The 13772-nt window shown below is 43.8% G+C and carries 10 protein-coding genes and 1 pseudogene; 9 read left to right on the top strand and 2 right to left on the bottom strand.

The genetic code is table 11. The annotated features are described in order from the left end of the window. The first annotated feature begins 103 nt into the window (after positions 1-103). The 7 genes and pseudogenes from ACZ5O6_RS09135 to eda all read left to right on the top strand — a co-directional run bounded on the left by ACZ5O6_RS09135 (position 104) and on the right by eda (position 8340). Positions 104-397, top strand: coding sequence for a co-chaperone GroES (locus ACZ5O6_RS09135; protein WP_447091868.1), 294 nt, complete (start codon positions 104-106; stop codon positions 395-397). Between the two features lie 66 nt (positions 398-463). Continuing rightward, positions 464-2113 (top strand): chaperonin GroEL, encoded by a 1650-nt coding sequence (gene groL / locus ACZ5O6_RS09130; RefSeq protein ID WP_447091869.1) that lies wholly within the window; start codon positions 464-466, stop codon positions 2111-2113. 329 nt (positions 2114-2442) lie between these two features. Further along, a pseudogene (locus ACZ5O6_RS09125) lies at positions 2443-2850 on the top strand (ATP-dependent zinc protease family protein); the annotation flags it as partial. Between the two features lie 60 nt (positions 2851-2910). After that, positions 2911-3825, top strand: coding sequence for a 30S ribosomal protein S6--L-glutamate ligase (gene rimK / locus ACZ5O6_RS09120; protein ID WP_447091914.1), 915 nt, complete (start codon positions 2911-2913; stop codon positions 3823-3825). 369 nt (positions 3826-4194) lie between these two features. Beyond that, positions 4195-6918, top strand: a complete 2724-nt coding sequence (locus tag ACZ5O6_RS09115; RefSeq protein WP_447091870.1) for a S8 family serine peptidase — start codon at positions 4195-4197, stop codon at positions 6916-6918. A 199-nt stretch (positions 6919-7117) separates the two neighbouring features. After that, positions 7118-7702, top strand: coding sequence for a Maf family protein (locus ACZ5O6_RS09110; protein WP_447091871.1), 585 nt, complete (start codon positions 7118-7120; stop codon positions 7700-7702). Beyond that, positions 7699-8340: a bifunctional 4-hydroxy-2-oxoglutarate aldolase/2-dehydro-3-deoxy-phosphogluconate aldolase gene (gene eda / locus ACZ5O6_RS09105; protein ID WP_447091872.1), complete on the top strand. Its 642-nt coding sequence runs from the start codon at positions 7699-7701 to the stop codon at positions 8338-8340. The genes ACZ5O6_RS09110 and eda overlap by 4 nt, the downstream gene beginning before the upstream one ends. On the opposite strand, the gene ACZ5O6_RS09100 is transcribed toward eda, so the two are convergent. Further along, complete coding sequence (locus ACZ5O6_RS09100; RefSeq protein WP_447091873.1) at positions 8321-9226, bottom strand: response regulator; 906 nt, start codon at positions 9224-9226, stop codon at positions 8321-8323. The two genes, eda and ACZ5O6_RS09100, sit on opposite strands and share 20 nt — an antisense overlap. Further along, positions 9227-10759, bottom strand: coding sequence for a chemotaxis protein CheX (locus ACZ5O6_RS09095; RefSeq protein WP_447091874.1), 1533 nt, complete (start codon positions 10757-10759; stop codon positions 9227-9229). It lies immediately after the preceding gene. 442 nt (positions 10760-11201) lie between these two features. Here ACZ5O6_RS09095 and ACZ5O6_RS09090 point away from each other — a divergent pair, with 442 nt between their 5' ends. Together ACZ5O6_RS09090 and kdsA are read left to right on the top strand one after the other, a co-directional pair. Continuing rightward, on the top strand, positions 11202-12833 hold the full coding sequence (locus ACZ5O6_RS09090; RefSeq protein ID WP_447091875.1) for a CTP synthase: 1632 nt from the start codon (positions 11202-11204) through the stop codon (positions 12831-12833). Positions 12834-12909: 76 nt separating this feature from the next. Then, on the top strand, positions 12910-13761 hold the full coding sequence (gene kdsA / locus ACZ5O6_RS09085; protein WP_447091915.1) for a 3-deoxy-8-phosphooctulonate synthase: 852 nt from the start codon (positions 12910-12912) through the stop codon (positions 13759-13761). The last annotated feature ends 11 nt before the right edge of the window (positions 13762-13772 follow it).

Genomic DNA, 13772 nt, shown 5'->3' with positions numbered 1-13772 from the left:
TGTAATAAAGCTCACTAATTTTGTAAGCCACGTCCGGTGTAAATACTAGGCGGGGTGTGTGATTAATAACAATACTTAATTGAGACAATCGGAGAGAGTAATAATGAATATTCGTCCTTTACATGACCGCGTAGTGGTTCGTCGCCAAGAAGAAGAGGCGACCTCTGCGGGTGGCATTGTGTTAACTAGTTCGGCAAAAGAAAAGCCTAATCAAGGCGAAGTGCTTGCAGTAGGTAACGGCCGCGTACTTGATAGCGGTGATGTGCGCCCTGTTGACGTTAAAGTGGGTGACGTTGTGGTATTTGGTAAATATGCAGGTAGCGACACTATTGATGTTGACGGTGAAGAATTAGTTATCTTAAGCGAATCAGACATTAAGGCAGTGGTTGAAAAGTAAGGTTATTAATTTTTTCTTCCATACATTTATTTTTTTAAACAAAGATTAATTGCAAGGTAAAAAATCATGGCAGCTAAAGAAGTTCAATTTGGGGATAACGCCCGTCAAAAAATGTTAGCCGGTGTTAACGTACTCGCCGACGCGGTAAAAATTACGCTAGGCCCTAAGGGTCGTAACGTTGTTTTAGATAAATCATTTGGTGCACCAACCGTTACTAAAGATGGTGTGTCTGTTGCGAAAGAAATCGAGCTAAAAGACAAGTTCGAAAACATGGGCGCGCAAATGGTTAAAGAAGTAGCGTCTAAAGCATCTGACGATGCGGGTGATGGTACAACAACAGCAACTGTATTAGCGCAATCATTTGTCAATGAAGGCCTAAAATCTATTGCGGCGGGTATGAACCCAATGGATCTTAAGCGCGGCATCGACAAAGCAGTTGCTGCAGCCGTTGCACATATTCATAGTATTTCTCAGCCTTGTACTGATACTAAGTCAATCGCACAGGTTGGCACTATTTCTGCGAACAGTGACGAAGCTGTTGGCTCTATCATTGCTGAAGCGATGGAAAAAGTTGGTAAAGAAGGTGTGATTACCGTTGAAGAAGGTAACAGCTTCGATAACGAATTAGACGTTGTAGAAGGTATGCAATTCGACCGTGGCTACCTATCACCTTATTTTGTGACCAACCAAGACAATATGATGGTTGAATCAGAAAGCCCATTTATTTTGTTGGTTGATAAAAAAATCTCTAATATCCGTGAGTTGTTACCGGTACTAGAATCAGTCGCAAAAGCAGGCAAGCCATTGGTTATTGTTGCTGAAGATGTTGAAGGTGAAGCGTTAGCTACGCTGGTTATCAACAACATGCGTGGCATTGTAAAAGTGGCCGCTTGTAAAGCGCCAGGTTTCGGTGATCGTCGCAAAGCGATGCTAGAAGACATTGCTATCTTAACGGGTGGTACGGTGATTTCTGAAGAAGTAGGTTTAAACCTAGAAGAAACTACGCTAGAGCATTTAGGTACCGCTAAGCGCGTAACTATGAGCAAAGAAAACAGCGTGATTGTTGATGGTGCTGGCGATGCGGCTGCGATTCAATCTCGTGTTGCTCAAATTCGTGCGCAAATTGAAGAAACCTCGTCTGATTACGATAAAGAAAAGCTGCAAGAACGCGTCGCTAAGTTAGCTGGTGGTGTTGCGGTTATTAAAGTTGGTGCAGCAACCGAAGTTGAAATGAAAGAGAAAAAGGCACGCGTTGAAGATGCACTTCACGCAACACGCGCAGCGGTTGAAGAAGGCGTTGTTCCTGGTGGCGGCACGGCATTAATTCGTGCAGCTGCGGCTATTGCTGACTTAACGGGCGACAACGATGAGCAAACCGCAGGTGTAGCTATCGCATTACGTGCAATGGAATCTCCACTTCGCCAAATCGTAACTAACGCTGGTGAAGAAGCCTCTGTTATCGCCGACCAAGTGAAAAAAGGCGAAGGCAACTACGGCTTTAACGCAGGCTCAGGCGAGTACGGTGATATGTTAGCTATGGGTATTCTTGATCCAGCGAAAGTAACGCGTACTGCTATCCAAGCAGCGGGTTCTATCGCAGGCTTAATGCTAACCACCGAAGCAATGGTTGCCGATGCTCCAGAAGAAGGCGGCGCACCAGCTATGCCAGACATGGGCGGCATGGGCGGCATGGGTGGTATGGGCGGCATGATGTAATTTTTTTGCGCCAAGCATAAAATCCATAAAACCCTGAAGGTTAACGCCTTCAGGGTTTTTGTTTTTCAGGTGCTCCTAAAAAATAGTTGGCAGCGCCTAAAAAACGGCATAGAATCTGCGCCGAAATTTGACCTTTTTAGAGAATTTATGAATATCTAGCCCAAGCGTTTTCTCACGATTCAGAGGCGCGTAAGCAATAACAACCTTCTGCTTTGATTTGTGAGGATTCTTGAGGTTCACTCCTGTCAGCCATTTTTTTTTGTGATTGACACGTCTGTTTTCCATCTATCTTCCTTTGCAGAACCAGTCCCTTACGGGAAGGCTTTAGTATGCTTAATGAAAAAATTATTGTCGGTAGTGAAGAGTGGTGCGCATTTTCTAGTTTGGGAATCTCTGCTATCAAGGCGCGAGTGGATTCTGGTGCTAAAACATCATCTATTCATGCATTTGATATCCGTACCTTTACGCGCGATATGCAAACATGGGTGAGTTTTGAAATTCATCCTTTACAGTTAAATCGTAAAACTGCCATTCGGTGTGAGGCGCCAATTGTTGATAGGCGTATGGTGAAAAGCTCATCTGGCACGTCGGAAAAGCGTTATGTGATTAAAGTGCCCATGGAAATTGGTCAGCATGTTTTTGATATTGAAGTGACATTAACTAATCGCGATTCGATGGGATACCGAATGCTGCTGGGAAGAGAGGCAATGCAAAACCGTATGCTTGTTGATCCTGCAGCGAGTTTTATCTTGGGAGATAAAACAGCCGAAGAAATCAAAACGCTTTACGGAAAAAAACTGGTTAAACCTTCGGGGCTAAAAATTGGTATTTTAGCGAGTAATCCCGAGCTATATAGTAATCAGCGTATTATGGAGGCTGGGCTTGCTCGAGGCCATGAGGTTGAGTTTTTTAATATCAAGCAATGTTATATGAAGCTAGATGTTGAAACGCCTGAGGTGCACTATAGAGGTGGGAGAATTCTTAATGATGTCGATGCCGTTATTCCGCGAATTAGACCTAGCATGACTTTTTATGGTTGTGCGCTAACAAGGCATTTCGAAAGTTTGGGGATTTTTGCATTAAATGGTTCTGCTGCAATTAGTCAGTCGCGAGATAAGTTATTTTCTTTGCAGCTATTACAGGAGTCTGGTTTGGATATTCCTACATCGGGTTTTGCAAATTCACCCGTTGATACCAACGATTTGATTGATATGGTTGGCGGCGCTCCTTTAATTGTAAAACTTTTGGAAGGTACTCAAGGTAGAGGTGTGGTGTTAGCGGAAACTCGCAAAGCGGCTGAGTCCGTTATTAATGCATTTAAATCATTAAAAGCTAACTTGTTAGTTCAGGAGTTTGTAAAAGAAGCGCAAGGTAAAGACTTACGTTGCTTTGTTATTAACGGAAAGGTTGTAGCGGCAATTGAGCGCACAGCAGCACCGGGAGAATTTAGAGCTAATATCCATCAAGGAGGTTCCGCAAAAATTGTCAAAGTGACAAAAGAAGAAAGGAGTTTGGCAATTAAAGCGGCTAAAGTTATGGGCTTGTCTGTAGCGGGTGTCGATATTATTCGCTCGAATAAAGGGCCGTTATTACTTGAGGTAAACTCTTCTCCAGGCTTGGAAGGGATTGAAGCGGCAACAGAACAAGATATTGCTAGTTTGATGATCACGGCCATTGAGAGAAAATTAAAATGGAAGCTACCAGAGGAGTAGGCTCTTAAGGCTGCATAACGAACGAGCTAGTGAAGTGTTGCCCGTAATACATTATTTCTGTGGCCTCTGAATAATTGATGCGTGATTTTTCGCGGGCTAAAAACGCCCCATTCTTTGTTGAAACTTTTCTTAAATAGCATGTTTTTATCTCACCGAAAATTTCACTCAGACGTATTTGTAGGTTCCTTATGCTATCGATGTGTGCGCTTAAATATTTAATCGTATTTTGCACTTCGTCACACTATTGCCAAAAAGTTGTAGCTTTGTGTGCCATTCGCGTGCGAATACTTTTCAGTTGAAAAGCAGAAGCGTAGGATAGCTGCGCTGCAAGTCCCCATATCTAATATGATTCATAAGGAGAATGATTATATGAACCCCCTACGTTATTTTTTGGCTAAAAAAATATTTTTACTTCCTGTCGCCGCGACTCTCACATTGTCGGCGTGCTCAAATTCCAATAATTCTTCCCCCAGTACTTCGGAGATTCCAGAAGCAGAGAATGTTGTAGCGTTTAATAAAGCACAAGGCATTGTCAGTCGACAAAAAGACTCTTTAAATAAGACCGATTTTTTTGCTCAGGCTATTGAAGCGGTAAAACTAGGTGAGCGTGATCGTGAAGTAAAAGTGTTGAGCTCTCAGGCTAAATCTGTAGAAGTGCCAAGCGCTATACCGGCATCTTCTATTATTCCGCCCAAAGGTGCGAAGGCGTATCAAGATGATGCAGATAAATTTGTTGATATTAATGTCGAGCCGCAACGCTTAAAGCGCGCTACGTTTAAAGCACTTAGTGAGTTAAGTAAAACGCCACAAAAGCCCAGTACCGAATTGTCGTTGAGTTTTTCTTCATTTAGCTTTCAGCCTGCCCCGGGTATTGATAAACGCCTATTGGAAGCTATTTCTCGTCCATCAGGTTATGAGCATACCTATGGTTTTTTGTATTTAGACGAATACCTTAGTGCGAAGGCAGAAAAACAATTAGCTCGTATTGGGTTGCAGATTTTAGATGTTCATAGCGATATGTATGCGGTAAAGATACCGCGTAGCCAAAAAGTGCTTCGTCAGGTGATGTCGCTAGACTACGTTAAGTGGATTGGGTATTCACAGCCAGAACAAAAGTTGAGTCAAAATTTAGCTCGTGTATTTAAGCAGCTGTCGGATCAGGTGGATGTTCTGCCCGTGTTTATTAATGTATTTGATGTGACGTTTCAGAAGCAAAGTACAGCGTTGTTGAAAAAAGCAGACATTATACTCGGGCGTTTTGATCAACGTACTGGCGCTTATCATGCTGCCCTTAACCCTAAGCAAATTGGGTGGTTAATCGAGCAAGATTATGTGAAGTTTGTTGAGCTGGATGAATCTGGTTCTGGACACCACGAAGAGAGTATGTCGGTCATGGGTGTTGACTATATTCGTACTGGTGGCGCTGGCACTAACTTTGACGGTAGTAACACTATTGTTGGCATTATGGATAGTGGTTTTATGCTTGGTGGTGCTGCGGCAACCACGCATGTCGATATGAATAAAAATGGTTGCGGTGCAAACTATACGAGCGATACCGCTGGTGTATGGAATGATCAGCATGATCACGGCACTCATGTGCTAGGTACTATTATGGGTTCAGGTATTGGTAACTCTCGTAATCGAGGCGTTGCTACTGGAGTGGGTAGTCGCGGCGATCAGAGGATTCGTGCGGCCAAAGTGCTTGATAGTACAAACAGTTTTCCTACGTCATCTTGGGTGAGTAATGGTTTTGATTTTATGGCCAATGCCAGTAACTGCGATAGCCCGCGCCCGCATATCATTAATGCCAGTTTAGGTACGAGTGCTTTGGGTGGTAATGGTACCGGTACCCTTTCGCGTAAGCTGGATGCGAATACATGGGATCACCGTCAGTTGTATGTAATATCAGCCGGTAATAGCGGTTCAGGTGCGAGTACTATTCCTAGTCCAGCGGACGCCAAAAACGCTCTTGCTGTGGGTAATGTACAGGTGGAGGGTTTTCAAAGTATCGGTGATGTCAATGCGAGTAGTAGTCGTGGCCCTACAGGCGATGGTCGTATGAAGCCAAACGTGGTGGCTACGGGTACGTCAATTCGTTCGGTGAATGCTGGAACGAGTAATGGTTACCGCAATATGACAGGCACCAGTATGGCTGCGCCACACGTGACGGGTATTGCGGCCACTGTACAGCAACACTATGCTATTTTTGAAAATAGGCCGCATTTAATGCGTGCGCATTTGATGGCATCAAGTATTTTGCATAATGATGATGACACGCCAAGTAATAACAGTAATGGGGGGCGCAACACTTATGGGATGGGGCGTGTATCAACGTATATGTCTCATTGGGCGCGCTCGGGTTCGGGAGGATGGTCAGGGTATCGCTCAACTCGAACGATTACTGATAGTAATTGGGGGTATCGTGATATTGATGTACCTTCAGGTACAGATCGTTTGGTTGTGGTTATGACATGGGATGAAGACGCTGCTAGCGCCGGTGCTAGTCAAGCGGTTGAGTATGACTTGGATTTATGGGTCGATAGAGGTGCTGATTGCTCTCCAGATAGTAGGGGGCAATGTGGTGAATGGGCTTCGCAGTCTTATGATGATAACGTAGAGTATCTTATTATTAACAATCCTTCGGCAGGCATCTATCGCCTAAAGATTATTAATTGGGATGCGCCAAGCTCAGGTTTACCCGCTGCGCTCGTTGCAAAAGTGATCCGAGGTGACCCAACACCGGGTATGAGCATGACAGCAACCGCTAGCACCAGTACGCCAAGCGTAGGTAGTAACTTTACCGTGAGTACATCGGTGGGTGTTGACTCTTACATCGCTTCAGCAACGCATATTGAAATCAGCAGCATCTCAACAGGCTTACAACTTGTAGGCGTGTCTACGGTACGTGAAGATGGTATTAGTATGGACTTTAGTGATGATGAGTTTAGCTTAGGCAATATCGTTGAGGGTGATACTCGCAAGGCAGACTGGACGCTCCGAGCCACCAATTCCGGCAGCAAAAGTGTCACCTTTAGAGTGTGGTCAGAAAATGGAGGAACCTATACGCGAACAGTCAATGTGACTGCTAACTAATACTATAAAAAGTTTTGATATCCTCAATGATTAATAGAAACGGCTCGCTTTTGCGAGTCGTTTTTGTTTTTATAGGTCATAAGTGGTTTCTTGCGGATTAAAATGAATAGCGTTACTGTTTATTTAAAAACTTCATCAATATTGTTCGATAAGTAGAATGAATAATGATTGAATGACATGGTAAAAGAGGTAATGTTTTATGCGGATTTATTTGGCGTCACAGTCGCCGCGTCGGCGAGAGCTATTAGAGCAAATTGGCATATCTTATGAGGTATTGTCGGTTGATGTTGAAGAGTTACGTCTGCAGCACGAGACTCCCGCTGAGTATGTTCAGCGCTTGTCACTCGAAAAAGCCAAGGCGGGTGTTCAATATCAGCCAGAAGGGTTGGTTTTGGGGGCGGATACGATAGTCGTTCTTAATGATAAGGTACTAGAAAAGCCTTGTTCTGAACAACATGGCGTTGAAATGTTACTGCAGCTGTCGGGTAATACGCATGAAGTGATGACGGCGGTGAGTCTTGTGCGGGGTAAGACGATAGCGACACGCTTGAATACGACAACGGTGCGCTTTCGCCCGATAACTGAAAGTGAAGCTCGGCTATATTGGCAGACGGGTGAGCCACAAGATAAGGCAGGGGGATATGGTATTCAGGGGCGCGGTGCTGTGTTTGTGGAAGAAATTAGTGGGAGTTATTCATCGGTTGTTGGTTTGCCATTGTTTGAGACTGCACAGTTAATCAATCTTTTTTCGGAATCGAGTGAATGCACCGGTCAGCAGTCATGACACCATCAGAAGCGTCTCGTCATATTCTTCAATATATGCAATCAATACCTGTTTTGCCGGTGTTGTCGGTAGATGATGTGCGTATTGCACGTACATTAGCCCTCACTTTGGTGGAGGCAGGCGCGCCAGTTATTGAAGTGACACTACGAACACCTAATGCATTGGCGGTTATCGAGGCAATGGCTGCGGTAGATGGTGCAACCATTGCCGCGGGAACAGTGTTGAACCGCATGCAATTACAGCAAGCACAGTTGGCGGGCGCTCAATTTGTGGTGTCTCCAGGGTGTACGGATGATTTGATTGCGGCGGCAGATCATTACCAAATCCCTTTGCTTCCCGGTGCTGCTACCGCATCAGAGGTTATGCTACTGGCAGAAAAAGGCTACCACTTGATGAAGTTTTTTCCTGCTCAAGCAATGGGTGGTGCTGTTGCTATTTCTGCTTTTGCATCGCCGTTTTCTCACGTGAAATTTTGCCCTACAGGAGGTATTAACGCGCATAATATTAATGAGTATTTGTCGTTAAGTAATGTGCCTTTTGTCGGTGCTAGTTATATGGTGAGCAAGCAAGACATTCAGGGGAGAGAGTGGCGAAAAATAGCGGCGAAGATACGTATGCTCACGACACCAGAAGAGTAAGGTTGCCCACGCCATAATCTTTCATCGCTATGGTTACGTCAAGTCGGTGATCTGATTTCGTGAGTAATTTTTGAATGTTAGGGTTTTCTTTACGCATAACATTGGTGCTGCGTAATACGAGTGTTTCGTCTTTTTCTGTATTGTGTAATAAAGTTTCAAGTTGGGAAAACGTTTCTTTGCTATCATCCATAATGCGTTTGCTAAGCACTTTGTCGGCTAATGATATATGCACGTCTTCTTGTGTAATGTTATTTTGCAGTGCGCCTAATATACACACCGCATTATTGTCTGCGATGGCAATGGCGTGAACAGATTGTTTTTCTTTGTCGCCATACAAACCCAATAAATAAGGAAATTTACGTGGGTTAAGCACTAACGGAATGGTTTTTTGGAGTTGTATATTGCATGTGGCGAGTGAGTTGAGTTTGCTGGATAATTGCTGGATGCTGGGCAATAGAATATGTTCAGAACTTGTTTCTTCAGTGGCATCGTGACGCTCTATTGCTTCTTCGCCTTCAATGCTGCCTTGAATAATAGGTAGTAAAGCTTCGTGCAATGTTTGGGTGTCGAAAGGTTTTTGTACGATAAACTTGGCACCTGCTTTTCGTGCTTCTTCTAAACGCTCTTCGGAGCTTTCTGTTGTTACCAAACCAACGTGAATGCCTAGCATTTCTCTTGCAATGGCGTTGAGCAAATCAAGTCCGTTCATTTCTGGCATGTGCCAGTCAGAGATAACAAAATCTGGCTCCCATACTCGAATCGTGTCTAACGCTTCTTTGCCGTTGTTCGCTGCTTTTAGTTCTAAATGGCCATAGCCTAGCTGTTCGATCCCTCGTCGAACAATGGTCTGCATAGCGCGGCTGTCATCTACAATAAGTATTTTCATTTATTTTTTCGGAATCATTAATGCAACATATATCGGTTTATCTTGTGCGATAGCCAGCATTTCTGCGACAAGTGTTGATTCGACTAATTGCTGTTTCGCCGTTTTTTGGTCAATATGCTCCGGTGTGCTTACGGGGAAGTTATTGTCCATTTCGGTGGCTATTGTGCCGGCAATGACGTTACAAAGTTCACCGCGGGTATCGCGTTGCTCACTGTCGCCTTTTGCTTCTTGCTCATTAGAAAATATAGACGTTGTTAGTGTTTTTACCAGCTCTGGATCTACAGTGAGTAATACGAGGTAATCGTTATCGCCAATTGTGATGGATACCCAGTCAGGAATTAATGGTACGGGTATGCCCTCACTTCGAACAAAATTCAGTGGTGGAGCATCAAGTGTGGCCCAAAATTCCATTAGCGAACCGAATAGACGATTGTTTTCCATGACTTCCATTAATTCAGGAATTTCTGTGGTGAAAGGCGGGTGTTTAATGATGGCATTATTGTCATCATTATCTTCTTGACGAGATTCCTCAATAACGTCTTGTGGTGTCGCAGGCGGCTCGTATTCTGGAAACTTCTCTTCTAAGTTGGCAATCTCTTCCTGCGCTCTAGCTAAAGCCTCTTCGGTTTCTTTTGCTTTTTCGAGAGACTCATCAAGTTCAAGCATATGTTCTTCGATAAATTCTTTTTCGATTAACGTTTGTTTTAGTGTGTCTTTTAGTCGCGTGAGTTCATGTTCCATTTGATCAACTTTCTCTTGGTCGTTATCGTTGCCTTTTTCTGTAGTGAGTTTTCCTTCTAGTTTTTCAATAAGACCCCGCTGATAAATTTCTAATTTTTCTGCACGATCAATCTGTGCGTGAAGTTTTTTAATGACCGCTAATTGCTCTTGAGATGCACTGGATAGCGATGCCAATGATTTTTGTAGTTTTTTATTATCTTCTTTGAGTTTGTTGACTTGCTTGTTGCGAGTGTCTAATTTTTCAGCCAGTTGGGTGCCGGTATTACGTAGTTTTTTGTTTTCATCGCGCATTCTTCTTTCGGTTTTTTCCAAAATAGATATACGTAATTGATACGTCTCTTCATCGGCGAGCTGCTCTTCCATATTTTTCATGGCAAGCTGACTGTTATCTAAATCTTTTTGAAGTGCAAGAATGATTTTTTCAGTTTCTTCGAAGTCTTTTTCTAGTTGTGCCAGATAAAGGCCGATAGACTCATCATCGTTTGAATTTTGTAATTGTTCTTTAGCGGCTAGTTGATTCTCTTTAATTGCCATGAGTGCAGCAATGCGATCTTCTTTTTCTTTTATCTCAAACGCCATTTGTTCGAGTAGCGATGCATAATCGATGGGTGCGTCAGCATCGAAGGTCTTGATTGCTTTAGTGGGGGCGGCAGGCCCACTGTTTTTGAGTTGTTCAGCTAAAGCGTTTTTTTCTTCCGCTAAACGAAAGATAAATATCAGCCCAAACACCCATGAAACAACAAGGATGATGCCAAGATTAATTAAGAGTGCGATGAGGATGTTTGGGCTCACAAATGTTATTGACCGTACTGTATAGGGGGTGACTCCCCTCGTTTGTCTTCACCGATGGCGTTAATATCGGCCTATCTTTCTTTGTAACTATTCAGCATACGTTCAAACTTACGCATGACCGTGTTAAAAAACGATTATTTGCAGGTGTAAACTCACATTTTTCGCTTTGTCCTGCACAAATTTGAACGCAATCTGAACGGTTACTGGCTTTGCTGAATAGTTACCTTACTTTTAGAATAGATCAAATATGGGGAAAAGCGAGTTACTGCGGTGTCTGGAGCTATGATTCTCTCATAATGCAATAGGGTATTGGGCGCTTTTTACGTTGAGACAGAAAAGGGTTTCTGGTAACCTGACGTCCCATCTCAGTTGCCTTCTGGCGGCTCCATTTTTTAGCCTATAAATAGTATGTCTAGGCTCATTTTCGTTTGTTAGGTATTACATGACGCGATTTATCTTTGTCACCGGTGGTGTTGTTTCTTCTTTGGGTAAAGGCATTGCCTCTGCCTCACTAGCCGCTATTCTTGAGGCCAGAGGGCTAAAAGTTACTATTTTAAAACTCGATCCTTATATTAACTTTGATCCGGGCACAATGAGCCCTTTTCAGCACGGAGAAGTGTTTGTAACCGAAGACGGTGCAGAGACCGACCTTGATTTAGGTCATTACGAGCGTTTTACTCGTGCCAAAATGTCAAAGCGTAATAACTTTACAACCGGGCGTGTTTACGAGACGGTCATTCGGAAAGAGCGTCGTGGCGATTATTTGGGTGGTACCGTACAAGTTATTCCTCATATTACCGATGAGATTAAGCGCCGTGTTATTGCCGGTGCCGAAGGTTATGATATTGCGTTGGTTGAGGTGGGTGGCACCGTAGGGGATATTGAATCTCAGCCTTTCTTGGAAGCTATTCGCCAACTTAAGTTTGAGTTCGGCTCGTCCCGTGCTCAATTAATGCATTTGACTCTGGTGCCTTATATCGCCACTGCTGGCGAAACAAAGACTAAGCCGACCCAGCATTCAGTTAAAGAGTTGCGCTCTATCGGCCTGCAGCCTGATGTCTTACTATGCCGTTCAGAAATTGCCATCGATGAAGATTCTTGTCGCAAAATAGCCCTGTTTACTAACGTAGAGCAAGGTGCTGTTGTGCCGTTGGCCGACGCCAAGTCGATTTATTCTATTCCTCGCCTCTTAATGGAGCACGGTTTAGATACTATTGTGTTGAATAAATTTGGAATCGACGCGCCGGAAGCAGATTTGTCCGAGTGGGATACGGTTGTTGATGGTAAATTAAACCCCCAGCATGAAGTAACTATTGCCATGGTAGGTAAATACATGGAGTTATTAGATGCTTATAAGTCGCTAAATGAAGCGCTAAGTCATGCAGGTATTCACACGCGCACCAAAATAAATGTGCTTTATATCAATGCAGAAGATGTTGAAGAGCAGGGCGTAGGCATTCTTGAGACAGCTGATGCGATATTGGTGCCTGGTGGCTTTGGTAGCCGCGGCTTAGAAGGTAAGTTAACCGCTGTACGTTATGCTCGTGAAAATAAGATCCCTTATTTGGGTATTTGTTTGGGTATGCAGTCAGCGGTCATTGAATTTGCTCGTAACGTCCTAGGGCTTGCCGATGCTAATAGTACGGAGTTCGACCAAGAAACGGCTAACCCAATTATTGGTTTGATCACAGAGTGGACGGAAGCGGATGGTTCTATCGTGAAGCGATCAGAGCAGTCAGACTTAGGTGGTACTATGCGCTTGGGTGCGCAAGATTGTCACTTGGTTAAAGAATCGAAAGCGGCAGATATTTACGAATCGTTAACTATTGTTGAACGTCATCGTCATCGCTATGAGTTTAATAATCACTACCTAGAAAAGTTACAAGAAGCGGGGATGCGCGTGAGTGGTTGGTCGTCTGACGATAGCTTGGTTGAAGTGGTTGAGCTACCGGATCATCCATGGTTTGTCGCTTGTCAATTTCATCCTGAGTTTACGTCTAACCCTCGTGATGGGCACCCATTGTTTACTAGCTTCGTTAATGCGGCCTTAGACCATGCGGGCGTTGCTCATTAATTATTATTGAAACACGATTATTTATATGATTAAGGAACTCTAATTAGTGGAGAATCCAATTAACAATATCTCAGCTATTCCATCGAAGACGTTATCAGTAGTGTCGGTGGATATTGCCAATAATAAACCGTTTGTGTTGCTAGGTGGGATGAATGTATTAGAATCTCGTGATTTGGCGATGCAAGTCGCCGAAGCTTATGTAGTAGCAACTGAGCAGCTCGGTATTCCTTACGTCTTTAAGGCCTCATTTGATAAAGCTAATCGTTCGTCAATTCATTCTTACCGTGGACCAGGCCTTGATGAAGGATTAAAAATCTTCGAAGAAATTAAAGCCACTTTTAATGTGCCGGTGATTACCGATGTGCATGAAATTGAGCAAGCCCAGCCCGTGGCTGATGTGTGTGACATTATTCAATTACCAGCTTTTTTGGCACGCCAAACAGATCTTGTTGAAGCGATGGCAAAAACAGATGCGGTGATTAATATTAAAAAGCCGCAGTTTTTAAGTGCTGCCCAGATGAAAAATATCGTGGATAAATTTCGCGAATGCGGCAATGAAAAGATCATGTTATGTGAGCGTGGCAGCTGCTTTGGTTACGATAATCTCGTGGTTGATACCTTGGGCTTTCGTACGATGAAAGACGTGAGTAATGGTGCGCCGCTAATTTTTGATGTGACTCATGCCCTACAATGTCGTGATCCTATGGGTGCGGCATCGGGCGGTCGTCGTCACCAAGTCGCTGAGCTTGGTCGTGCAGGTTTGGCTGTGGGCTTAGCGGGCTTGTTTTTAGAAGCGCACCCCGATCCAGATAATGCAAAATGCGATGGCCCCAGTGCTTTACCATTAGACCAATTGGTTCCTTTTTTACGCCACATGAAAGCCATTGATGATGTGGTCAAATCTTTACCCGAATTAACTATTTCCTAACTTGTATTGCC

It is taken from the genome of Eionea flava, from assembly GCF_055393785.1.
The sequence above is the reverse complement of the archived record's forward strand: the minus strand, read 5'-3'. Positions and strand labels throughout refer to the sequence as shown.

Excerpts from the sequence above, each read along its gene's own strand:
- ACZ5O6_RS09135 (WP_447091868.1), top strand. The coding sequence starts at position 104 with ATGAATATTCGTCCTTTACATGACCGCGTAGTGGTTCGTCGCCAAGAA.
- groL (WP_447091869.1), top strand. The coding sequence starts at position 464 with ATGGCAGCTAAAGAAGTTCAATTTGGGGATAACGCCCGTCAAAAAATG.
- ACZ5O6_RS09115 (WP_447091870.1), top strand. The coding sequence starts at position 4,195 with ATGAACCCCCTACGTTATTTTTTGGCTAAAAAAATATTTTTACTTCCT.
- ACZ5O6_RS09110 (WP_447091871.1), top strand. The coding sequence starts at position 7,118 with ATGCGGATTTATTTGGCGTCACAGTCGCCGCGTCGGCGAGAGCTATTA.
- eda (WP_447091872.1), top strand. The coding sequence starts at position 7,699 with ATGACACCATCAGAAGCGTCTCGTCATATTCTTCAATATATGCAATCA.
- ACZ5O6_RS09100 (WP_447091873.1), bottom strand. The coding sequence starts at position 9,226 with ATGAAAATACTTATTGTAGATGACAGCCGCGCTATGCAGACCATTGTT.
- ACZ5O6_RS09090 (WP_447091875.1), top strand. The coding sequence starts at position 11,202 with ATGACGCGATTTATCTTTGTCACCGGTGGTGTTGTTTCTTCTTTGGGT.